The following is a 24,585-nucleotide window of genomic DNA, read 5'->3' as shown; positions in this document are numbered from 1 at the left end:
AAGCAAATGATTAATAGATTAACTGGAAGGGGTTTACCTAATGCAACAATTGTTATACGGAGTAGCATATTACGATGAATATATGCCCTACGATCGTTTAGATAAAGATATTCAGATGATGAAGGATGCTGGAATCAATGTTGTTCGGATTGCCGAATCGACCTGGAGTACCCATGAACCACAAAACGGGGTTTTCGATTTTACATCAGTGGATCGGGTTCTTGATGCGATGCACAATGCTGGAATCAAAGTTATTGTGGGAACACCAACCTATGCTGTTCCCACCTGGATGGTCAAAGAACACCCAGATGTGTTAGCAGTAACCCAAAATGGACCTGGCCGATATGGCGCTCGCCAGATTATGGATATTACCAATCCTAGCTATCTTTTTTATTCAGAAAGAATCATCCGAAAGTTGATTGGTCATGTAAAAGATCATCCTGCGGTAATTGGTTACCAAACAGATAATGAAACGAAGCATTATAATACAGCAGGACCGAATGTCCAACTATTATTCGTAAAATATATGAAGGAAAAATTCAAGACAATTGAGAGTCTAAATGAGAAATTTGGTCTCGATTATTGGAGCAACCGGATAAACAGCTGGGAGGACTTTCCCTCCGTTGTCGGAACTATTAATGGCAGCCTTGGATCGGAGTTTTCTAAGTTTCAACGAAAGCTAGTCACTGATTTCCTAAGTTGGCAAGTATCCATTGTCAATGAATATAAGCGTTCCAGTCAGTTTGTCACACAAAATTTTGACTTTGAATGGAGAGGATACTCCTACGGAATCCAACCGAATGTAGATCACTTTGAAGCTTCAAGAGCCTTCGATGTAACCGGAGTGGATATTTATCATCCTTCACAAGACGATCTAACAGGAATTGAAATTTCCTTTGGGGGCGATGTTGCCAGATCCACAAAGGGAAAGAATTATCTAGTAATAGAAACAGAGGCTCAAGCTTTTACTAACTGGACTCCATACCCTGGTCAACTTAGATTGCAGGCATTTAGTCATCTTGCTTCTGGGGCAAATATGGTAGCTTACTGGCATTGGCATTCCATCCATAACTCTTTTGAAACATATTGGAAAGGTTTATTAAGTCATGATTTTGAACCCAATCCTGTATACAATGAAGCGAAGACAATTGGAAAGGATTTCGAAAGACTTTCTCCATATCTAGTTAACTTGAAGAAAAAAAATAAAGTTGCGATTCTAGTTAGCAATGAGTCGTTAACCGCCTTAAATTGGTTTAAATTTAATCAATCAACCTCTAAGAACTACAATGACATTGTTCGACTGATGTATGATGAATTATACAAAATGAATATTGGCTGCGATTTTGTGAATCCCACTAGTGAAAATCTTGGGGACTATTCGATGTTAGTGGTTCCCGCATTGTATACTGCATCCAATAATCTATTAGAACGATTAAACGAATTTGTTAAAAACGGCGGACATATTGTTTATACCTTTAAGAGTGGTTTTACGGATGAAAATGTTAAGGTAAGAACTTCACATCAACCAGGCATCATAAATGAAGCTTGTGGTATTTATTACAATATGTTTGTTGAGCCGAAAAATGTTTCACTAAGAAATGATCCTTTTCAGGTAGGCGAAGAAAATAATTTTGTGGAAACATGGATGGAGCTAATTACACCAACAACCGCAGAAGTTCTTGCTTATTATGACCACCCACAATGGGGTACATATGCAGCCATCACTGAAAATCAATACGGTATGGGTAGTGCAACCTACATTGGTTGTATACCAAGTGCAGCCATAATGAAAAAGGTGCTAGAACAGGCTGTTAAAAAGGCAAGCTTATGGGGAGTAGACCAAGATTTAGCCTTTCCATTAATCATTAAATCTGGAATCAATCAAAATGGCAAGATGCTTCATTATTACTTTAATTATTCTGATGAAACGAAAGTCTTTAAGTATCCCCATAACGAAGGTTTAGAACTGTTGACAGAAAGAGCAGTGAATATAGGTCAAACAATGGATTTAGAACCTTGGGGAGTTATTATTATCGAGGAAGTCCAAGTACCGGAAGAAAGGAAATTACTAAAATGAATAACAAGCAAATTCATTGGTTTTCAACAACAAAGCTAGGTGGTTGGAAAGAGACGACGGTTTTTCAAACCGAATCAGGTTCACTCAATTTGACTTTGACGGATCAGATTGGCCGGACTATAGACGGATTTGGCGGCTGCTTTAATGAACTGGGGTTAACCGCTCTCCAACACCTGACAGAAGAAGACAGAAATAAAGTGTATGATGCATTGTTTGATCCAAATGGTGAATGTAAGTTCGAAATCTGCAGGCTTCCAATTGGGGCAAGTGACTACGCACTAGAATGGTATAGTCACAACGAAGTAGATAATGATTATCATATGGAGCATTTTAGCATCGAAAGGGATCAAAAGTATTTGATCCCATTTATAAAAGAAGCATTGAAACGTAATCCTAACATGAAATTGTTCGCATCCCCATGGAGCCCTCCAACATGGATGAAGTTCCCTAAAGCATACAACTATGGAAAACTGCGTTGGGAAAAGGAAGTTTTGGAGGCGTATGCTTTATACTTTGTAAAGTTTGTGGAGGCCTATAAACAAGAGGGTATTAAGATTGACCAAATCCATGTCCAAAATGAAGTGGTTGCTGATCAGAAATTCCCTTCATGTGTTTGGACCGGCGAACAGCTTCGTGAATTCATTTCTGACTATTTAGGTCCAGCTTTTGAACGACATGGACTAGACACGGAAATATGGCTAGGAACCATTAATGGAATTGTCAATGAATTATTTCAAAAGTCAGCATCTGATTATGATCAACTGGCAAATACGGTCCTAAGTGACCCTGAGGCTTATAAATACATTAAAGGTGTCGGCTATCAATGGGCAGGAAAGTATGCAATTCAGCAAACAGTCCAAAGCTATCCAGAACTACGTTACATGCAGACAGAAAATGAATGTGGCGATGGAAAAAACACGTGGGAATATGCTCAATACGTCTATAATTTGTTTCGACATTACTTCGTGAATGGTGCAAACTCTTATGTTTATTGGAACATGGTCTTGGAACCGTTTGGCCGAAGCACTTGGGGATGGGAACAAAATTCTATGATTACCGTAGATCCTGAAACAAAGGAAGTCATTTGTAATCCAGAGTTTTATGTGATGAAGCATTTCTCTCATTTTATTAAACCTGGTGCGGTTAGGATTGAAACAAATGGTCCATGGACTGGAAATGCAGTTGCATTTAGAAATCCGGATGGCTCAAGAATAGTTGTTATTTCAAATCCGTTTGAAAATCAACGTGAACTTTGTATCGGAGAAGGAATTGAAAAATATAATGTTACATTAGAGCCTTCTTCCTTTAATACATTTGTATTGTAATTAATGGCGAGAACCTCGGCATGATTTATTATTAAAATGGTAAAAAATAATCAAAGAAAATTCACTAATCGCGACTCTGTGAGAGAGATAAAAACAAGGTAGCTCGGTTACCTTGTTTTTATCTTTAATAAGGGACTTCAAAATATTTGCCCAACGGTATGGTTGTAGGTTCTTTGTATGCTTGTCCATACAAGTGTTAAGACGGCTTGACAGAGTGGATCTTGGTAAATACTCGGTTACTTAAAAAGTAAATACTGTAGGAGCCTAGACTAAAAACAAAGAAAAAGGTAATCGGCCATGTAAAAAGTATAGGAGCCATTAATCCAATAAAAAGTAACGCTGTAACCACTTCAAGTACGCGAAAGAAGTTACCGTCATATCTCATCATAATTTTCACCAATTTCCCATATTTTTTGGTAGTACGATAAGTCAAACATAGATTTTTTATAAAAGAATTCATATTAACCTAGCAATTTTATAAGGCAAAATTGGAATAAATAAATTAATCTTTTTCTTCTTTTCTATTATTTAATTTTAAATGAAAACGTGTTATTGTGGAAGTGGGCCGTACAACTTTTTTATTACAAAATTAGGAAAATGATAAATCCTTTGAAATTAGTCGATAGGAGGAGAAAGCTTTGCGGATTGTCATTATTGGTGGAAGCGGTCACATTGGGACTTATCTTATTCCAAGGCTTGTAAGCGCAGGACACGAAGTAATAAACATTAGCCGGGGAAAGAGTTCTCCATACCATTCCAGTCAAGTATGGAATGGTGTACAACAAGTGGTTTTAAATCGAAGTGAGGAAGAAAAGAGCGGCCAGTTTGGCAAAAAGGTCCTTGAGCTCTATCCCGATGTTGTCATCGATTTAATTTGTTTTTCTCTTGAAAGTGCGAAACAAATAGTAGAATCACTTGAAGGGAAAATCAAGCACTTTATTAGTTGTGGAACAATATGGGTTCATGGCCATAGCAAGGAAGTACCTGTAACAGAAGATCAATCACGTAGTCCATTTGGTGACTATGGGATACAGAAGGCTGAAATTGAATCCTATTTACTGGAAAAAGCAAGGCAAGATGGTTTTCCAGCTACTGTCCTTCATCCAGGCCATATCGTGGGCCCTGGCTGGGTGCCGTTAAATCCGGCTGGACACTTTAATCCACAAGTGTTTGTCAAATTAGCGAATAGGGAAGAGGTTTGTTTACCTAATTTCGGCTTGGAAACGGTTCACCATGTGCACGCCGACGATGTAGCACAGTCTTTCGCAAAAGCAGTTGAAAATTGGAATGCTTCGATTGGAGAAAACTTTCATGTCGTCTCGCCAGCTGCATTAACATTGCGAGGATACGCAGAAGAAGCAGCATCCTGGTTTGGTCAATCAGCAAACCTAAATTATTTACCTTGGAATGAATGGCGTCTTACTGTAGAGGAGAATGAGGCAAATGCGACATGGGATCACATCGCTCATAGTCCAAACTGTAGTATTGAAAAGGCGAAGCGTCTTTTGAATTATCAGCCTCGTTACAGTTCCTTAGAAGCTGTTCGTGAATCAGTCATGTGGCTAATTAATCAAGGAGTCGTCAAGATAAATTAATACATTGGATCAATGTCAGTATATTTTTTACTTACAGTTGTGGAGGGATACTAATGAATTATCGATTACTTGGAAAAACAGGCTTAAAAGTTTCTGAAATAGGATATGGAGCTTGGGGGATTGGGAACACAGGATGGCTTGGTGCAAAAGATGATGAGTCCTTAAAGGCGCTGCACAAATCAATTGACTTAGGTCTAAATTTTATTGATACCGCATTAGGTTATGGAAACGGTCACAGCGAGCGTTTAGTGGGACAAGTAATGAGAGAACGTCAAGAAACTATCTATGTATCTACCAAAATACCACCTAAAAATAGAATTTGGCCTGCTCAGCCAGGTGTTATTTCAGCCGAAGCATTCCCTAAGGAATATATTATTACTTGTACAGAGGAAAGTTTACGAAATCTTGGAATAGAAACGATAGATGTTCAACAGTTTCATGTTTGGTCAGATGATTGGGTAAATCAAGGAGATTGGCTTGAAGCAATAGAACAGCTAAAGAAACAAGGGAAAATCAAATATTTTGGCGTTTCAATTAATGACCATCAGCCTGAAAATGCGATCAAGCTCATTGAGACAGGTCTTGTTGACACGGTTCAAGTAATCTATAACATTTTTGACCAAGGCCCAGAAGATGCCCTATTGCCAGCTTGTGAGAAACATAAAGTTGGAGTTATAGTTCGTGTACCTTTAGATGAAGGCGGTCTCACCGGTAGAATTACCCCAGAAAGCCAATTTGAAGAGGGGGACTTTAGAAATAATTATTTTAAGAATGAAAGGAAACTAGAGGTCTACAACCGTGTCCAAAGTATCGTCACAGATTTGAATATTTCGGTCGATGATATGGCTGAAACAGCATTAAGATATATTCTAAGCCATAGTGCTGTATCAACAGTAATTCCTGGAATGCGTTCCATAAGAAATGTGGAAAGAAACTGTAAGGTTCGAGACGGAAAGGGGCTTTCTATAGAAGCTGTTGAAAAATTAAAATCCCATCGTTGGGTTCGTAATTTTTATCAAGCTTAATAATATAAGAGAGATATTAAATTATATGAGATCCATCATTCATTTGGATGTTGTGCAAAACGATGGATCCGTAATCATTTGTCCGAGGATGTAAGTTTAGTCAGAATTTCTGACCATCTACAATTTAGTCTTAACTATTTTAGCCAATTATTTAAGCAGGTAACAGGTGAGACCTTTATTTCTTATACTACTACTCAAAGATTTGAGCGGTCCAAGGAATTATTAAGAGATAATAGATTGAAAATTTCGGAAATAGCAAATCAAGTAGGATATACAGATGGTTCCGCTAGCTGTTAAAGCAGACGGTGAAACTCCCTATATTTGGCCAAACAAGACATTTGTAAACTTGTAATTAGGCCCAGCAAGCAAATACCATCAATTTAGACTGTTATTAACTTATTAATCTCTTAATATATTAAAGGGAAAAAATAATCATAGTATATTCTTGATACCAGGAGGAACGGAAAAGTGGAAAAAACTGTATTTAAAACTAAAACTCTGCCACTAAACAAGGTTAAAATTAATGATCCATTCTGGTCTTATTACATTAACTTAGTCAGGGATGTTGTTGTTCCCTATCAATGGGACGCCCTTAATGACCGAATTGCGGATGCAGAACCAAGCTGCGCGATAAAAAATTTTCAAATCGCAGCTGGTGAAGAAGTGGGAGAATTCCATGGGATGGTCTTCCAAGATAGTGATGTGGCTAAATGGCTTGAAGCGGTTGGGTACTTGCTTTCAGTAGAACGAGACGAAGAACTTGAAAAAATTGCCGATGGAATAATTGATATTATTGCAAAAGCCCAATTAGAGGATGGATATTTAAACACCTATTATACATTAAAAGAGCCTGGTAAACGGTGGACAGACCTTAGTGAATGTCATGAATTGTATTGTGCCGGTCATATGATTGAAGCTGCTGTTGCTTATTATCAAGCAACGGGAAAAAGAAAAATACTGGATGTGGTGATTAAATTTGCTGATCATATAGATGATGTTTTTGGCACAGAACCTGGAAAGCTTCGTGGTTATGATGGACATCAAGAAATTGAATTGGCGCTGATAAAACTATACGAAGTGACCTCAAACGAAAAATATTTACGATTAAGCCAATATTTCTTAGAGGAAAGAGGGAGAAAGCCACATTTCTATGATGAGGAATTCGAAAAAAGAGGTGGTACCCATCATTGGCCAGATTCTTGGATGATCCGAAATAAGGAGTACAGCCAAGCCCATAAGCCTGTTAATGAACAAAATAAGGCTGTAGGCCACGCAGTCAGATTCGTTTATATGTGTACTGGAATGGCCCATCTGGCTGCTGAAACCGGTAATCGTGACATGTATGAGGCTAGTAAAAGGCTTTGGAACAATATGGTTTCAAAGAATATGTATATCACTGGAGGAATTGGTTCCCAAAGTCATGGAGAAGCCTTTTCAACTGATTATGACCTTCCAAATGATACGGTTTATGCGGAGACTTGTGCTTCTATTGGGTTAATTTTCTTTGCGCAACGAATGCTGCATGTAGAACCAAATAGTCAGTATGCTGATGTAATGGAAAGAGCTTTATATAATACCGTACTAGCAGGTATGGGGCACGATGGAAAAAGCTTTTTCTATGTGAATCCACTTGAAGTTGAGCCACATGCCTGTGAATCCAATCATATTTACCACCATGTGAAACCTACTCGTCAAGGATGGTTTGGCTGTGCCTGCTGCCCGCCGAACGTAGCGAGGCTGCTTGCTTCTTTAGGACAATATGTTTATTCTGTTCGTGAAAATACAGTCTATACCCATTTATATATAAGTGGTCAGGCAGAAATTGAACTGGACGGTAATCGGCGTTTAATCTTGGAACAAGAAACAAATTATCCATGGAGCGGCAATATTCAATTTACCATTAGGGCGGATCAAGAATCTGAACTTACTCTTGCGCTGCGTATCCCGGATTGGTGTGAGAACGCAGAAATCTCCATAAATGGTGAACTGCGGTCAGTATGTGGTCTTATGATCGACGGGTATGCAATGGTAAAGGGTACCTGGAAAACAGGTGACCAAATCAATTTGGTTCTTTCTATGCCGATTGTACGTATGAAAGGACATCCACTAGTACGTCAAACGGCAGGAAAAGTTGCCCTTCAAAGAGGTCCACTAGTATATTGCTTAGAAGAGGCAGACAATGGTTCAAATCTACATCAACTGTTATTACCTTCAGATGGAAGGCTTGAAGTAGAGGAAGAAAACCTGCTTGGCGGAATGAAGGTGATTACAGGAGAGGCAATTAAACGGAAAACAGAAAATTGGGGTCAAGCTTTGTATAGACGTAACGTAAATGTAGAAGCAGAATCAGTATCTATAAAGTTTATTCCGTATTTTGCTTGGGCTAATCGTGGATTAGGTGAGATGCAAGTGTGGGTTAACGAAAAAGAAACACTTTAGGATATAGACCTTGAGGGTACTTTACCTTCGAGGTCTTTCAATTTCATTCTTTCGTTTAATATAGAGGAAAAGTCCACAAATATGTGGACCATTTTATTCAGCTCTTACATCATATATTATGCTTGCGATAATGTCCTGATTATAATTTCCAAAATTCTTACCGTAAATGGTTAAACCACCAATATCGCTTTTATTATCTAAACCTAGTTTTAATTTAATTTCAGATTTTCTGTTTAGACCAATATCTTCAAGAGTGACATCCGAAATACGAAAGCCATCGATAAATGTTCCATTTTTATTGATGCGAAGAAGCTTAAGCAAGCCATATTGATTTAATTCTGTAGGCCACCAGTCGGGATTATAAATGCCTTTTACTCCTCCAAAGTCACCTGGTGACGTCCAAAAACCTAATTCAATATCATTAATATAAAAGTAAATGTCAGATGGCCAGTCGTTATTGTAGCTTGGGGCTTCGGAACTTAATTCAAAACTAAACTTCAATTCTTTAAATTCCTGATTCGCTTTAAGATAATTAGGTATTCGATATTCAAGAAATCCTCTATTTAGCCAGATAATACCTGCATTTATATGCTGGGGATCAGCAAAATAACGCGGGTCATCAAATTCTCCAATGATGGTATCTTTTGTTGCCAGACCACAAGTAGGCTCCGAATGAAAATTACAGTAATGTCCCACTTCTATATGGTATTCATAAAAATTCTCCACGGCTGTTTTATTTTGCAATTCAACCGTTAATAAATCCTCATTTATATAACAAATTTTTTGATTCCCATGTTTGCCTACAGCAGTAGTTATTGCAATTAACCCACTTTCCTCTAACTTTTTAATGTGCATGGTTATTGCACCGTTAGATAGCTTTAATTTTTGGGCAATATCATTTAAATTAAGACTTCCATGATTAGATAATAGAGTTAAAATTTCTATGCGTATTTCGGAACTCAAAGCTTTAAAAATATTTATTCCAGATTGCAATTCTTTGATATGAATCATAATACTCCCCCCTTTAATACAATTTATTTTAAATAAGCATAAAATAAAATAAGGAAAATGAAAAGGGGAATGAAGAAAATAAATAATCATAAACAAAGGAAATATATTAATAGATTTTAAAGTATAAAAAGAAATAGGAGTGTTTATATGAAATGTTTATTTTATTAAGAAAACGAATACATTTTATATTGACATAAAACAGCTAGGTTATTATTATATAAATATGTAAAATAATTTAATTTTTCATAAAATAAAACTTTCTCTCCTTCCTGAAAACTAAAAAACTACCTTGGATATCAAAGAGGAAGTAACGATTTATTTTTTGGACAATTAGATAGAAAGATAAAATACATATTTGAGAGGATGAAGATGATGACTCAAAAGGCAAAAATGATACTTGAAAAGGATTTTAAAATTTCGGAGATTGATAATCGTATATATGGTTCTTTTATCGAACACCTTGGACGTGCTGTGTATGGCGGGATCTATGAGCCAGGTCACCCTCAAGCAGATGAAAATGGATTTAGACAAGATGTTATTGAAATGGTAAAAGAGCTACAGGTTCCGATTGTCCGCTACCCAGGAGGGAACTTTGTTTCAGGTTATAACTGGGAGGATGGCGTAGGACCAGTTGAGAATCGCCCTCGTCGACTAGAATTAGCTTGGCGTACTACTGAAACTAATGAAATCGGTACCAATGAGTTTATGAAGTGGGCAAAGTTAGTAAATGCTGATGTAAACATGGCAGTGAATTTAGGAACGCGCGGGATTGATGCAGCTAGAAATCTTGTAGAATATTGCAATCATCCAAGTGGTTCTTATTATAGTGATCTACGTATTTCACATGGTTACAAGGAGCCACATAAAATTAAAACATGGTGCTTAGGAAACGAAATGGACGGCCCATGGCAAATTGGTCATAAGACAGCAGCAGAATATGGTCGGGTTGCACAAGAGGCAGCAAAGGTTATGAAGTGGGTTGATCCAACTATTGAACTAGTTGCATGTGGAAGCTCTCACAGAAATATGCCAACGTTTGCTGAATGGGAAGCTACCGTTCTGGACCACACCTACGATCATGTTGAATTTATCTCGCTCCATCAATACTATGGAAATAGAGACAATGAAATTTCAAACTACTTAGCACTTTCTCTTGAAATGGATGACTTTATACGCTCTGTTATTTCTATCGCTGATTATATTAAAGCGAAAAAGCGCGGGAAGAAGAATATAAATCTATCATTTGATGAATGGAATGTTTGGTACCACTCCAATGAGGCAGATAAATTAATTGAGCCATGGAGCATTGCACCTCCACAACTTGAAGACCATTATAATTTTGAGGATGCTCTATTGGTTGGTTGTATGCTTATAACGATGTTAAAACATGCTGACCGCTTAAAAATTGCATGTCTTGCTCAATTGGTAAACGTCATTGCACCAATTATGGCTGAAGATAATGGAGAAGCTTGGAAACAAACTATTTTCTATCCATACATGCATACATCTGTATATGGCCGTGGAGTTTCCTTAAATCCAATTATTTCTAGTCCAAAATACGATAGTAAAGATTTCACTGATGTTCCTTATCTGGAGTCAACAGCAGTTTATAATGAAGAAAACGAACTATTAACAATCTTTGCTGTAAACCGCCATCTAGAAGAAGGGTTACACTTAGAATGCGATATTCGTAACTTTGAAGGATACAAGGTAGTTGAACATATTGTTCTTGAGAACGATGATTTAAAACAAACTAATTCAGTTAAAGGTACACTAGTTGCTCCTCATTCAAACGGCAATGCCACTAGTGAAGGCGGCTTAGTTACTGCAGTGTTACCAAAATTATCTTGGAATGTTATCCGCTTAGCTAAAAAATAATTTTTAAACAAAACTATATCTTGCTTATGCAAGATATAGTTTCTCTATATTCAAAAATTAATAATGAGCGCTTGTTATATGTTGGTAAATAGTTAAATATGAAAGAACGTGTGGTGCATTTAAATGACTGAAATTATTGAAGGTAAAGAAGGGGAAAATTGCCTAGAAACTTAGTAAATGACCCTTATTAAGGTCCAAAAGCAACAAAGTTTACGAAAAGAGCCTTAAAAAAGAAGGAGCTGGGAATACTCATGAAGCATCATACCTTGGTAAAAACACCTCCACTAGGATGGAATAGCTGGGATTGTTATGGAGCAACGGTAAGGGAAGAGGAAGTAAAAGGTAATGCTGAATATATGGCAGAGTATTTAAAGGCATATGGCTGGGAATATGTTGTAGTAGATATACAGTGGTATGAACCAGGTGCGAAGTCTTCTGTCTATAGACCATTTGTACCTCTAGAAATGGATGAATACTCAAGGTTAATGCCGGCAGTTAATCGGTTTCCATCTGCTAAGGATGGAAAGGGCTTCAAGGCATTGGCCGATTATGTCCATAGCCTAGGATTAAAATTTGGCATTCATATCATGCGTGGTATACCGCGGCAAGCGGTTCATGCAAATACACCGATTCTTGGAACAGATAAAAGAGCAAGAGACATAGCCCATCCTAATTCCATTTGCCCTTGGAACACTGACATGTATGGGGTTGATGCATCTAAAGAAGGTGCACAAGAATACTATAATACATTGTTTAACTTGTACGCAGACTGGGGAGTTGATTTTGTAAAGGTCGATGATATTGCAGCATCAAGGCTATATCATTTTCATAAAGATGAGATTGAACTTATTCGTAGGGCAATCGATCAGTGCGGCAGGGAGGTTGTTCTAAGTCTGTCACCGGGTCCGGCTCCTCTAGAATATGCAGAAGTTTTAAAAGTAAATGCGAATATGTGGAGAATGACAGATGACTATTGGGATCATTGGGAACTTTTAAAAGATATGTTTGAACGGTGTGAAAAGTGGAATGTGCACACTGGACCTGGGCATTGGCCGGATTGTGATATGTTACCATTGGGGCATATTGGCATACGTTCAGTTGATGGTGGCGGCGAAGACCGTTGGACTCGATTCACCAAGGAAGAGCAAGTAACAATGATGACTTTATGGTCGATCTTCCATTCCCCACTTATGTTTGGGGGAGAGCTACGCGATAACGATCAATGGACTCTTTCCTTGCTAACAAATAAAGAAGTACTGCATGTAAATCAACATAGCCACAGCAATCGCCTCATCTATCGTAACGAAGACAAGATTGTCTGGACGGCAAAAGATGACGATGGTAATACCTTTGTTGCATTGTTTAACATAGGTGAAAGCGAGCTTGAAGTAGGTTTTACATGGAGTCAATTGGGGCTGCAGTCAGAAAAAAGAGTGAAAGATATTTGGTCAGGGATAGATAAAGGTAGATTTAATCATGAATATAAACAAATATTACCTCCTCATGGTTCTATTCTCTTAAGACTCTATTAATAATTAGTAAGCTAATAAAGACCCCTAATTTGGTACAAATCCATTAATTAGGGGTTTAAAGTGTAAATTATTTAAAAAGGCACATCTTATGAAAGTACATACAAACAATTACAAATCCTCTATTTTTTCATTATTTACTGGTCCTGTTGAATTTCTTATCACCAATTCTGGTTCGTAAATCGTGGAATGCTTATTACCTTCTGTATTTTGGCTTTCTACAGCAGCGACGATCCATTTTGCTGCTTCAATTCCCATTTGCATTTTAGGGTGGGATACGGAAGTCAGCTTTGTTTCCGTTGCCTCCGCTAGATAAGAATCATCGTAACCTACAATTGAAATGTCTTCAGGAACCTTTAAATTTAAGTCTCTTAATATGTTTAATATAAATAATGCAACCTGGTCATTATAGCAAATGATTCCCGTTGGCCTTGAGTCATTTGAAGTTAATAAGTCTTCCAGTTTTCTTCGCAAGTAATCCAGTTCTCCAGTGGAAAAAGTAAGAATCAAATCAGGTGACAAGGAGAGATTATTCTCCCTATATGCCTGAATATAGCCTTGCATTCTGTGTCCTCCCTGTAGGTCGTCCGATTTAAAGATACCCAATATTTTTTTATGCCCAAGCTTGATTAGATGCTCAGTTGCAATAAACCCTCCCTTATCATCATTAACCATTAGATGTGGAGGATTTAACTGTGGATAAAATTGGTTAATCATTAAATAGGGGATTTTTAACTGTTCTAATTCCAAATAATAATTAATATTAGGATTAAAGCTGCTGCTTCTTGTAGGTTCAATGATAAGACCATCAACATTTCTGCTTAGCATACTTTGCAAACATTGTTTCTCTTTTTCAAGGTTATTATCTGTACATGAAAAGGTTAAGGAATAACCTTTTTCTGCTAAATAGGATTCTATTCCTTTAATAATGGATGGAAAAATATAATCAGAAATATAGGTTGTAATAACACCAATGTTTTTACTATTCGCAGCTCTGCTTAGTTTTGGGCTTGGGTCTTGGGTATCGATTATTCGATTAGAGCAAAATGTACCTGCGCCCTGTTCTCTATATAACCATCCTTCATGTACCAAATCCCCTACAGCTTGGCGGACCGTATGTCGACTAACACTGAACATTTTTACCAGTTCATTTTCCGAATATATTTTTTCCCCAGGTTTGATTTCTCCGTTCGTGATCCATTCCTTTATCGTGTCTTTCAGTAAAAGCTGCTTAGTTTTCTTTTGCATAACCTACCACGCTTTCAACACTTAATAACTTATGCGTACAAATTCATTTTTAATTTTAATTATACATCATTACAGTAAAAAGTATATAAAATCTAATGTTCACTAGATAATTAAAGATGATCCTTAAATTACTTCTCTAGTTTGGAATGTTAATTTAACCTGTTATATAGGTCGTTTCATTACAGTCATAAACAATCTTTTCCTTAGTGTGTGAAATATTATAAATTTAGGTTCGATTTTGATATTTATCAGTAAGTTTTTGCATGCTAAAATCACGTTATAAAGCTTAAAAAATGAAGGAATAAGCTTGTTTTTTTATGATATTACTTTTATGCAAGAAAGGAAAGTATCTTTGGAAATTAAAACTGTTTTTAAAAGAAAGGATGAGGGACTAGTGAAAGTAGCAATGAGGGGAACAACACCAGTCAAGCACGTTTTAGTAGAAGATCATTTCTGGAAAAAGTATAAACAGATTGTTGCAAATGGGGTTATCCCCTTATCGATGGAAAGCATTAAATGATGAACTTCCAAATACGGAACCAAGTCATGCGATAGAAAATTTTAGAATAGCAGCGGGAGAGTTGCTGTTCCTTACTATGCCTGGTGCAACCGCGAAACAGGGGAAATGCGTGTTTGGATCTATGAATCTTAAAAGTTAATGAAAAAACCTCCATTCATGAATGGAGGTTTTAAAGTTATTCGTAAATCCTTGAAAAAGTCATGAAACAATACATTCATTTTTTATAGAAGAAGTAGAATCTCTTACCACCAATTCAGGTTCATAAACGATGGACTGTAGATGGTTACCATCATAGTTTTTATTTTCAACAGCTGAAACAATCCATTTAGCAGCCTGAATACCCAACTCAATTTTTGGATGGGTAACACTTGTAAGTTCTGTTGCTTCAGCTAAAAACGAATCATCAAATCCTATAATTGATATGTCTTCAGGTGCATTTAGGTCTAACTCTCTAAGACAATTTAACACGGAAATTGCTATTTGATCATTATAACAAATGATTCCAGTAGGCATTACATCAGAAGTCAATAACAGTTGTTTTACTTTTTCAATTAAAGTTTCATTCTGTTCCTCTGTAAAATAATTAATCATCAACTCGGGTGATAATGGAATGTTATTTTCTCTATGAGCCTCAATAAACCCCTGCATACGATAAACTCCTTGCAGATCATCTGCTTTAAAAATGCCAATAATTTTTTGATGACCGAGTTTAATTAAATGTTCTGCAGCTAAAAGTCCGCCCTTTTGATCGTTAACAATGATATGAGGCGGGACCAATTGAGGATAGAATTGGTTAATCATTAAGTATGGTATGTTATTTTGTTCCAGTTCCAAGAAAAAATTAATATTAGGATTGAAGCTGCCGCTTTTAGTAGGTTCTACAATAAGCCCGTCTATATTTCTGCTAAGCATGCTTTGCAGACATTGCTTTTCTTTCTCAATATCATTATCTGTACAAGCAAAGGTTAATGAATACCCTTGTTCAGTTAAATACGATTCAATTCCTTTAATGATAGAGGGGAAAATATAATCAGAAATGTAGGTGGTAATTACACCGATATTTTTACTATTAGTATTTTGGATTTTATTTTCGGGGAGTTTTTGATGCGATTTTTGACCTGAACAAAAGGTCCCAGCACCTTGCTCTCTATATAACCATCCCTCATGAACCAAGTCACCGATGGCTTGTCTAACGGTATGTCTGCTTACACCAAACTTTTTGACAAGTTCATTTTCAGAATATATCTTCTCGCCTGGCATCACTTGACCACTTGTGATCCATTCAGTGATTTTTTCTTTAACCATATTATATTTTGTTTTTTGCGCCAACTAATGCCACCTCCTTGTCCTGTACGAACAATCACACACTTGTCCTTACAAGTATCTTGTGAGAATAATATTATCAAAAAAACAATCAATTTACCATTGATAAAATTAGAAAAATATCAATATTTTTTTATAAATTTGGAAAATCTACTTTAGATATTAATTATTCGGTCAAAAATCGTCAGTTTATTCTAAAAATTTTATTGACATGTACGAACGAGCGAATTATTATAAAGGCAAGGAATACGCTTTCATTTTTCTTTCTAAACACAAATATAATAAGATAAGGAGGAAATTGGTAGATAAGTTGCATCATATACGTACAAATTTGAGACAACTAAGAATTCTTTTTATCTGTAATTCGTATTTTCCAATTTAAAACGATTTTGCTTTTAGAACATGTAAGTCCTGAGATTAAAATTAATTTAACTTGAGGTGTATACAATGAAAAAAGAGTTTGCTAGTCCTCGTAAATTACTTTCTGTACTATTAATATTTTTCCTTGTTTCATCTTTAGCTCTCGCAGGTTGTAGTTCGAAGAATTCATCTGCCGAGACTAAAACAAAAGATGGAAAAACAAAATATACCATGTGGACCTTCGTACAGGTACATGCTGATTATTGGAAAGATGCAGCAGAAACTTGGAACAAAAATCACCCTAAACAACAAATTGAATTAAAAATCAACGTTTTACCTTTCGATCAAATGAACCAAAAGTTACAAGTGGCATTGAACTCAGGCAATGGCGGTCCAGATATTGCCGATGTTGAAATTGGTCAATTCGCTAAGTATACAAAATCTAACAACCCTCCTTTTAAAGACATGACGAAAGAAGTTGAACCTTTCGTACCGAACCTAGTGAAATCACGTACTGATAACTACACTGTTGATGGTAAAATCTATGGTTTAGATTACCATGTAGGAACTACTCTTGTTTATTACAATATGGATATTATGAATAAAGCTGGTATTGATCCTGCAACAATAAAAACATGGGATGATTATATTAACGCTGGAAAAGTTGTGAAAGAAAAAACTGGAAAGTATATGACTTCAGCTGAAACAAGTGCTGGATTTGTTTTTACGTCCATGGTAGCTCAACAAAAATCTGATTTGGTGAAGGATGGTAAATCTAACCTTAGTGCACCAGAAAATGTAAAGGCCCTTCAAACAATTCAAAGTATGCTTAAAACTGGAATTGCGAAAACGGCTGAGGGTGGACACCAAGATAATGAAGAATACTATGCTGCCTTCAACAAAGGTGAATATGCATCTGTTGTAATGCCAGCATGGTACATGAGCCGTATGGTTGGTTTCATGCCTAAGCTTAAAGGGAAAATTCAAATAACTGGTCTTCCAATCTTTAAAGAGGGTGATTTACGCTCTGCTGGACTAGGTGGAACCGCAACTGTTGTAACAAATCAAGCTCATGACACTGCGTTAGCTAAAAAATTCGTGGTAGAGTCAAAAGCAGGAAAAGAAGGTTCTATTAAAACTTGGACAATTCTTGGTTTTGACCCAATTCGTTCAGATGTTTGGACAAGTGATGAATTAGCTGCACCAAATAAATTTACTGATTACTTTGGAACAGATATTTTCAAGCAAATGGCTGCATTCAAAGATGAAGTTGGTGGATTGAGCGTTACTAACAATAGTTACCCTATTATTAACGATGAATTCCTAACAAACGGTTTGCCTAAAATTATGAAAAAACAGGCTAATGTAGAGGATACTCTAAAAGCACTTGATGCAGCAGCAGATAAACGGATTGCTGCAGGAAAATAATAATCATTATTAATCGGAAGGAGGAGGGAGGCTTTCCCTCCTCCTTCCGTAACGTTAATAAGACACAAATTAGACATGCGTCAATTGATCTTTTAAGGAGTGAATTAGTATGTCCTCGAGTATAGTACAAATTGATAAAAATCCGCAGATTTCAACAGAAACAAAGAAAAAAATTAACATGCAAAAGGTTGCTCCCTATATTTTTGTCTCACCGTTCATTATTATCTTTGCCCTCTTTTCTTTATATCCATTTATCAATTCTATCATTATGAGTTTTCAAAGAATTGAAGGCATGAATGAGACAACATTTATAGGTTTACAAAACTATCGACGTTTGATTACTGACCCGGTATTCTACAAGGCACTATGGAATGTTGCAAGATATACGTTTTGGACCATTCTTATCTTAATTCCATTACCACTGCTTCTTGCCGTTGTTATGAATCATGAAAACACAAAATTTAAATCTCTGTTTAGATCGGTATTTTTTCTGCCAGTTTTAACTTCGACAGTTATTGTCGGACTAGTATTTAAATTTGCATTCAGTAAAGAAGCTTCTGGTGTATTCAACAGCTGGCTCGATCACTTCAACATTGGACCTATTGATTGGTTAAATGGTTCAGGCACTGGTATGTTTGCTCTAGTACTTGTTTGTGTATGGCGTTGGATGGGTGTTAATATGATCTACTTTTTATCCGGACTCCAAAGTATACCGAAGGACCTTTATGAATGTGCTGAAATTGATGGTGCAAATACATGGGTTAAATTTAAACATATCACACTGCCGATGGTAAAACCGATCACAACTTATGTTTTAACAATCTCAATTCTAGGAGGATTCTCTCTCTTTAATGAAACTTATGTTTACTGGGGGGCTGCATCGCCAGATAATATTGGTACAACGTTTTTAACCTACATTTATAAATCAGCTTTTAGTGATGGAGACTTGGGTTATGCATGTACGTTGGGTGTCGCCATGTTTGTTATTGTGGTTGTGATCAATTTAATTCAAGTTTCAGTTAGAGGCTTATTTAAGGAGGATTAATATGAAAACCAGAAAAAGAATCTCTTCTATTATCACAACAGTAGTGCTAGCCATTGTTGGATTTCTTATCCTAATCCCTTTTTGGTTTTTATTGATTTCTTCATTTAAAAACTCTGCCGATATATTTGGACAAGGTTTGAATATTCATTTGGATTTTTCAAAAATGACCATTAGTAATTACGGAAAGCTGTTAACAAACAACGACGGAATCTTTTTAACATGGTTTAAGAATAGTGCATTAATCACAATTGTTCAGACAGTGGCCGTACTGGCGTTTTGTTCAATGGTTGGGTATGGGTTGGCTCAATATCGCTTTAAAGGAAGAAATTTCATTTTTATGCTTGTCTTGATCATGTTAATGGTACCTGGAGATATTTTGTTAATTCCAATGTACAAATTAATGACCAATTTAGGTTTAATGGACACTTTTGCAGGGGTTATTTTACCTGGTATCATACCGCCTGCGACCGTTTTCTTTTTTAGACAATATGCGATTGGGATCCCTCATGACTTTGCAGAGGCTGCTAGAATCGATGGAGCAGGCGAGTTTCGTATCTTTTTCCAAATTTATGCTCCAATGATGAAACCTGCTTTTGGAGCTATGACGATAATGACATCAATGGGAGCTTGGAATAGTTTCCTTTGGCCATTAATTGTCATGAGATCAGATGAAAACCTTGTTATACCTGCTGGATTGCTGACAGCCATGACGCCTTACGGAAACAATTACGATATTGTGTTCTCAGGGTCAATGATGTCAATTATTCCAATCATTATTCTTTTCTTATTCAATCAAAAGTCATTTATTTCTGGTATGACAATCGGCGGGGTAAAAGGTTAATTTTAGTATTAGAAGAGGTGTTAATGCATGAATAACAAAAACTTATTCGTTAAAACTACTAATATGATTTGGACATTATTTGTAATCGGCCTTTGCGCTTTGGTAACGAGTAGTTTACTTGTTTTTCTTATCCTAAGTGTGAAATTAAATACTATAACACTTGTGTTTTATTTAATTGGTTTGTTACTAGTTGGTCCGACTATGGGGGCTATTTTTCAGGCCGTCTTTCAAACATTAAATGAAACAGACAGTAAGGTAATTAAAACTTATTTTCATTTCTATTTGAGCGGTTTTAAGTTCTCCTTGTTGTTATGGCTGCCTTATTATTTCTTAATGATCATTTTGTGTGCAGATCTCTATTTTGTATCTTTAAACGGTAAGGGAACCATATTAATACCTCTTTTATTACTAATAGTCGTCTTATCAATGATAAGTTACGTGTATGCCCTAATTCTCTATAGCAAATTTGTGATGAAAATAAAGGATATTATAAGATTTTCCTTGTTTTTATTAGTCAATCGGCCATTAAAATCATTAATCATCATATTCTTGCTTCTAGCACTTTACCAATTTTATAAACACTTCGGTAATTTTGCTATATTCTGGGGATTCCCGTTATTTTCAATGCTTTCGTTTCTGTTTTTACGCAAATTGTTAATACAGATTGAAATAAAATATGTTAACTAGTATTTAGATTGGTAAAGTACACGCCATTCAAAAAGAATACTGAAATTTTTTTATCAATTAATTATTGGAAATCAATTAGAATAGTGCTAGAATCATAATTATGGTTATACGTACAAGTTTGGTTTTGTGGATGCTTGTAAGTATGAGTGAGAATTTTTGTAGCGAATTCTTAGGTGAAAGGTGATATTTATATGGTTAAATATTCGATTGGCGTAGATTACGGTACACAATCAGGAAGAGCGGTACTTGTTGAAGTAGGAACAGGCCGAGAAGTGGCCACAGCTGTAAAACCATACACACATGGGGTAATGGATGAATTCCTCCCAAATGGAACGACCAAATTAGAGCATGACTGGGCCCTGCAGCATCCTGCAGATTATCTTGAAGTATTACAGGTAACCATACCTGAAGTATTAAAAAGCGCACAAGTTTCAGCAGACGATGTGATCGGCTTAGGAATTGACTTTACTGCTTGTACGGTCCTTCCGATTGATGCAAATGGAACACCATTATGCTTTAAAGATGAATTTATTAATCACCCACATAGTTATGTAAAGCTTTGGAAGCATCATGCCGCACAAGATGAAGCCAATCGCTTAAACGAAATTGCCGAAGAACGCGGCGAAAAGTTTTTACAGCGTTATGGCGGGAAAATTTCTTCGGAATGGTTATTTCCAAAAGTATGGCAGATTCTAAATGAGGCTCCTGAAATTTATGAAGCGACAGATCTAATATTAGAGGCAACTGACTGGGTAATTTCAGAATTAACAGGAGAAATCAATTGCAACAGTTGTACAGCTGGATACAAAGCGATTTGGCATAAACAAGACGGATACCCGTCCAATGAATTCTTCAAAGCGCTAGATCCTCGTTTGGAAAATGTAGTCGAAGAAAAACTTTCTACTAAAATTGTTCCTATTGGATCAAAAGCAGGTGAAATTACTGAAAAGGCGGCTAAACTTACAGGTCTAAAACCTGGTACTGCCGTAGCTGTTGCAAACGTAGATGCTCACGTTGCTGTTCCAGCCGTAGGTATTACTGAACCAGGTAAATTGTTGATGATTATGGGAACCTCTACTTGCCACATTCTATTGGGAGAAGAAGAAAAGATTGTTCCAGGTATGTGTGGTGTTGTTGAGGATGGCGTAATCCCTGGATTTATGGGCTATGAAGCAGGTCAATCCTGTGTTGGTGACCACTTCGAATGGTTTACAGAAAACTGTGTGCCTGTAAGCTACCACGAGGAAGCAAAAGAAAGAGGAATTAACATCCACCAATTATTAACGGAAAGAGCAAGTCAGTTACAAGTTGGTGAAAGCGGTCTCCTTGCTTTAGATTGGTGGAACGGTAACCGTTCCACCCTTGTCGATGCCGACCTTACTGGTGTCCTTCTTGGTGCAACTCTATTAACCAAGCCGGAAGAAATTTATCGTGCATTGATTGAAGCCACTGCATATGGTACTCGAATGATTGTAGAGACGTTCCGTAAATATGGTGTACCAGTAAATGAAGTATATGCAGCTGGTGGTATTGCTGAGAAAAATACGATGATGATGCAAATATATGCGGATGTATTAAATATGGATATTAAAATCTCAGCTTCTTCACAAACTCCAGCCCTAGGCTCAGCGATGTTTGGTGCTGTTGCAGCAGGAAAAGAGCGCGGCGGATATGACAGCATTACAGATGCAGCCAAGGATATGGGCAGAGTAAAGGATTATGTTTATCAGCCAATTAACGATCAAGCTCAGGTGTACGATCAACTCTTTACTGAATATGCACGCCTATACGACTACTTTGGCCGCGGCGAAAACAATGTGATGAAAACCTTGAAAAAGATTAAAAAAGATAGCTCCTTAGGGAAGAAGGAGGAAGAAACAGTATGTTAGAGCGTTTGAAAAGAGAGGTTCTGGAAGCTAACTTAGCTCTTCCAGAACACGGATTAGTTACGTTTACTTGGGGAAATGTGAGCGGAATTGACCGTGAAACAGGCCTTGTTGTGATTAAACCAAGTGGTGTACCGTACGATGAGCTGCAAATCGATGATCTTGTTGTATTAGATTTAGATGGAAACATCGTGGAAGGAAGCTTAAGACCTTCTTCCGATACACCAACACATCTTGCATTGTATCAGGCATTCCCGCAAATTGGTGGAATTGTTCATACTCACTCCCCAGGAGCAACAAGCTGGGCTCAAGCAGGACGTCCAATTCCAGCACTTGGGACGACACATGCGGATTATTTTTACGGAGAAATTCCTTGTACACGTACCCTATCCCAAGAGGAAACTGATCGTGGATATGAGCTTGAAACAGGCAATGTGATAATTGAAACCTTCGAAAAAGGAGGACTTGACCCTGTTGCATTGCCTGGAATTTTATTATCAGGTCATGCTCCATTTAGCTGGGGAAAAAATGCGGATCAAGCGGTTCATAACGCCGTTGTATTAGAAGAAGTAGCCAAAATGGCGTTAAATACTTTTATGCTCAACCCGCAAATTAAGCCGATCGACCAATTCTTGCTTGATAAACATTATCTTCGCAAGCATGGTGCTAACGCTTATTACGGACAGAAGTAGTCTAATAGTTTACTAAATGCCGTAATCTTTTATAACTTGTACGGATGACTGGTTGTAAAGTACAAATTTAATAAATTACTATAATAATATCTATACCTAGGAGGAATTACAGTGTTAACTACAAAAGCCTATGAATTCTGGTTTGTAACAGGAAGTCAATTATTATACGGAGAAGATGTACTTTGCCAAGTGGAAGAAAACTCAAAAACCATTGTAAATGGATTGGATAGTGATCCTGCTGTTGCTTATAAATTAATTTTTAAATCAGTAGTAAAAGATTCAGATTCAATCCGCAAATTGATCCTAGAAGCAAATGCGGATGAAAATTGTGCGGGAATCATTACTTGGATGCACACATTCTCACCATCAAAAATGTGGATTGCAGGCCTTTCTTCACTACAAAAGCCTTATCTTCATTTAGCTACACAATTTAACCGTGATATCCCTTGGGATTCAATAGATATGGATTTCATGAACTTGAACCAAGCAGCACATGGTGACCGCGAACATGGTTTCATTGCAGCACGTATGAATGTAAAGCGTAAAGTTGTCGTGGGCCATTGGGAAAACCAAGAAGTAAGAGAGCGTGTTGGCGGGTGGATGAGAACAGCGGCTGCATTCCAAGAAAGCAAATCTCTTAAAGTTGCAAGATTTGGCGATAACATGCGCCAAGTAGCGGTAACAGAGGGTGATAAGGTAGAAGCGCAAATCAAGTTTGGCTGGACAGTAAACGGTTATGGTGTAGGCGACCTTGTTCAACGCATGAATGATGTGACAGAAAAAGAAATCGACCAGTTAATGGCTGAATATGAACAGCAATATGATATTACTCCTGAAGGTCTTACTGATGGTCCGGTTCGCGATTCCATCCGTTATCAAATAAGAATCGAACTTGGTATGAAGGCATTTTTAACGGAAGGCGGCTACACTGCATTCACAACTACTTTTGAGGATTTACATGGCATCCGACAGCTTCCTGGTTTAGCGGTGCAGCGTTTAATGGAACAAGGATATGGTTTTGCTGGTGAAGGCGACTGGAAAACGGCAGCTCTTGTAAGACTGATGAAAATTATTGCAGGTAATGAAGGAACATCCTTCATGGAAGATTATACGTATCATTTTGAGCCAGGGAATGAAATGGTTCTTGGTTCTCACATGCTTGAAGTTTGCCCAACCATCTCTGCCACTCGTCCGAAAATCGAGGTTCATCCACTTGGAATCGGCGGTAAAGAGGACCCTGCACGAATTGTATTTGATGGAAAAGGCGGCTGCTCAGCATTGAATGCAACCATCGTGGATCTTGGACATCGTTTCCGTCTTCTTGTGAATGAAGTAGATGCGGTAAAGCTAGAAAAGGATATGCCAAAGCTTCCCGTTGCACGCGTATTATGGAAGACTCAGCCATCTTTAAGTCAAGCAGTTGAAAACTGGATCCAAGCTGGCGGAGCGCACCATACTGGCTTCTCTTATAAGGTAACAACTGAGCAGCTTAGAGACTTTGCGGAACTAGCTGGAATTGAGTTCCTTGTTATTAATAACGACACAGACACTCATGCATTCAACAACGAAATCCGTTGGAATGACGTTATTTTCCGTTAATAAATCACGTTAATTAAGTAACCTTTAAACTATAATCAACAGGGCTATTAGAAAAAAATAGCCCTTATACGAAGTTG

The 24,585-nt window shown here is 37.1% G+C and carries 20 protein-coding genes and 1 pseudogene; 17 read left to right on the top strand and 4 right to left on the bottom strand.

Going from position 1 to position 24,585, the window contains the following annotated elements; genetic code table 11:
• The first annotated feature begins 40 nt into the window (after positions 1 to 40).
• Both AB7942_RS08275 and AB7942_RS08270 read left to right on the top strand, forming a co-directional pair.
• Positions 41 to 2,077 carry a beta-galactosidase gene (locus tag AB7942_RS08275; protein ID WP_369446473.1) on the top strand — a complete coding sequence of 679 codons (2,037 nt, stop codon included), beginning with the start codon at positions 41 to 43 and terminating at the stop codon, positions 2,075 to 2,077.
• On the top strand, positions 2,074 to 3,402 hold the full coding sequence (locus AB7942_RS08270; protein ID WP_369446472.1) for a glycoside hydrolase family 30 protein: 1,329 nt from the start codon (positions 2,074 to 2,076) through the stop codon (positions 3,400 to 3,402). The genes AB7942_RS08275 and AB7942_RS08270 overlap by 4 nt, the downstream gene beginning before the upstream one ends.
• A 196-nt stretch (positions 3,403 to 3,598) precedes the next feature.
• On the opposite strand, the gene AB7942_RS08265 is transcribed toward AB7942_RS08270, so the two are convergent.
• Positions 3,599 to 3,790: a hypothetical protein gene (locus tag AB7942_RS08265; protein ID WP_369446471.1), complete on the bottom strand. Its 192-nt coding sequence runs from the start codon at positions 3,788 to 3,790 to the stop codon at positions 3,599 to 3,601.
• A 250-nt stretch (positions 3,791 to 4,040) separates the two neighbouring features.
• On the opposite strand from AB7942_RS08265, the gene AB7942_RS08260 reads away from it, so the two are divergent.
• The 4 genes from AB7942_RS08260 (at position 4,041) to AB7942_RS08245 (ending at position 8,461) form a co-directional block, all read left to right on the top strand.
• Positions 4,041 to 4,997 carry an NAD-dependent epimerase/dehydratase family protein gene (locus AB7942_RS08260; RefSeq protein WP_369446470.1) on the top strand — a complete coding sequence of 319 codons (957 nt, stop codon included), beginning with the start codon at positions 4,041 to 4,043 and terminating at the stop codon, positions 4,995 to 4,997.
• 53 nt (positions 4,998 to 5,050) lie between these two features.
• Positions 5,051 to 6,022: an aldo/keto reductase gene (locus AB7942_RS08255; protein WP_369446469.1), complete on the top strand. Its 972-nt coding sequence runs from the start codon at positions 5,051 to 5,053 to the stop codon at positions 6,020 to 6,022.
• Positions 6,023 to 6,100: 78 nt separating this feature from the next.
• Complete coding sequence (locus AB7942_RS08250; protein ID WP_369446468.1) at positions 6,101 to 6,319, top strand: helix-turn-helix domain-containing protein; 219 nt, start codon at positions 6,101 to 6,103, stop codon at positions 6,317 to 6,319.
• A gap of 171 nt (positions 6,320 to 6,490) precedes the next feature.
• Positions 6,491 to 8,461 (top strand): glycoside hydrolase family 127 protein, encoded by a 1,971-nt coding sequence (locus AB7942_RS08245; protein WP_369446467.1) that lies wholly within the window; start codon positions 6,491 to 6,493, stop codon positions 8,459 to 8,461.
• Positions 8,462 to 8,554: 93 nt separating this feature from the next.
• On the opposite strand, the gene AB7942_RS08240 is transcribed toward AB7942_RS08245, so the two are convergent.
• A complete protein-coding gene (locus AB7942_RS08240) occupies positions 8,555 to 9,472 on the bottom strand; it encodes an ArsR/SmtB family transcription factor (protein WP_369446466.1) in 918 nt (305 codons plus the stop codon).
• 369 nt (positions 9,473 to 9,841) lie between these two features.
• Between AB7942_RS08240 and arfA the strand changes: the two genes are divergently transcribed.
• Positions 9,842 to 11,350 carry an arabinosylfuranosidase ArfA gene (arfA, locus tag AB7942_RS08235; RefSeq protein WP_369446465.1) on the top strand — a complete coding sequence of 503 codons (1,509 nt, stop codon included), beginning with the start codon at positions 9,842 to 9,844 and terminating at the stop codon, positions 11,348 to 11,350.
• A gap of 251 nt (positions 11,351 to 11,601) precedes the next feature.
• Entirely contained in the window at positions 11,602 to 12,882 is a 1,281-nt protein-coding gene (locus AB7942_RS08230; protein WP_369446464.1) for a glycoside hydrolase family 27 protein, read from the top strand.
• Positions 12,883 to 12,990: 108 nt separating this feature from the next.
• On the opposite strand, the gene AB7942_RS08225 is transcribed toward AB7942_RS08230, so the two are convergent.
• Positions 12,991 to 14,127, bottom strand: a complete 1,137-nt coding sequence (locus AB7942_RS08225; protein ID WP_369446463.1) for a GntR family transcriptional regulator — start codon at positions 14,125 to 14,127, stop codon at positions 12,991 to 12,993.
• Between the two features lie 307 nt (positions 14,128 to 14,434).
• On the opposite strand from AB7942_RS08225, the gene AB7942_RS08220 reads away from it, so the two are divergent.
• Both AB7942_RS08220 and AB7942_RS08215 read left to right on the top strand, forming a co-directional pair.
• Complete coding sequence (locus tag AB7942_RS08220) at positions 14,435 to 14,647, top strand: hypothetical protein (protein WP_369446715.1); 213 nt, start codon at positions 14,435 to 14,437, stop codon at positions 14,645 to 14,647.
• 87 nt (positions 14,648 to 14,734) lie between these two features.
• Positions 14,735 to 14,779, top strand: a pseudogene (locus AB7942_RS08215) (hypothetical protein); the annotation flags it as partial.
• Positions 14,780 to 14,845: 66 nt separating this feature from the next.
• Here the strand turns inward: AB7942_RS08215 and AB7942_RS08210 are convergent.
• Positions 14,846 to 15,976 carry a GntR family transcriptional regulator gene (locus AB7942_RS08210; RefSeq protein WP_369446462.1) on the bottom strand — a complete coding sequence of 377 codons (1,131 nt, stop codon included), beginning with the start codon at positions 15,974 to 15,976 and terminating at the stop codon, positions 14,846 to 14,848.
• A 441-nt stretch (positions 15,977 to 16,417) separates the two neighbouring features.
• Here AB7942_RS08210 and AB7942_RS08205 point away from each other — a divergent pair, with 441 nt between their 5' ends.
• The 7 genes from AB7942_RS08205 (at position 16,418) to araA (ending at position 24,508) form a co-directional block, all read left to right on the top strand.
• Complete coding sequence (locus AB7942_RS08205) at positions 16,418 to 17,758, top strand: ABC transporter substrate-binding protein (protein ID WP_369446461.1); 1,341 nt, start codon at positions 16,418 to 16,420, stop codon at positions 17,756 to 17,758.
• 109 nt (positions 17,759 to 17,867) lie between these two features.
• Complete coding sequence (locus AB7942_RS08200) at positions 17,868 to 18,803, top strand: carbohydrate ABC transporter permease (RefSeq protein ID WP_369446460.1); 936 nt, start codon at positions 17,868 to 17,870, stop codon at positions 18,801 to 18,803.
• A 1-nt stretch (position 18,804) separates the two neighbouring features.
• The gene (locus AB7942_RS08195) at positions 18,805 to 19,644 is read left to right on the top strand and encodes a carbohydrate ABC transporter permease (protein ID WP_335396985.1); all 840 of its coding nucleotides are present in this window, start codon (positions 18,805 to 18,807) and stop codon (positions 19,642 to 19,644) included.
• 27 nt (positions 19,645 to 19,671) lie between these two features.
• Complete coding sequence (locus AB7942_RS08190; protein WP_369446459.1) at positions 19,672 to 20,331, top strand: YesL family protein; 660 nt, start codon at positions 19,672 to 19,674, stop codon at positions 20,329 to 20,331.
• 191 nt (positions 20,332 to 20,522) lie between these two features.
• Positions 20,523 to 22,220 (top strand): ribulokinase, encoded by a 1,698-nt coding sequence (gene araB, locus AB7942_RS08185; RefSeq protein ID WP_369446458.1) that lies wholly within the window; start codon positions 20,523 to 20,525, stop codon positions 22,218 to 22,220.
• A complete protein-coding gene (araD, locus tag AB7942_RS08180; protein WP_369446457.1) occupies positions 22,214 to 22,909 on the top strand; it encodes an L-ribulose-5-phosphate 4-epimerase in 696 nt (231 codons plus the stop codon). The genes araB and araD overlap by 7 nt, the downstream gene beginning before the upstream one ends.
• Positions 22,910 to 23,020: 111 nt before the next feature.
• Complete coding sequence (gene araA, locus AB7942_RS08175; protein ID WP_369446456.1) at positions 23,021 to 24,508, top strand: L-arabinose isomerase; 1,488 nt, start codon at positions 23,021 to 23,023, stop codon at positions 24,506 to 24,508.
• The last annotated feature ends 77 nt before the right edge of the window (positions 24,509 to 24,585 follow it).

This window comes from Neobacillus sp. BF23-41 (assembly GCF_041106275.1).
This window is presented reverse-complemented; position numbering and strand designations above follow the sequence as displayed.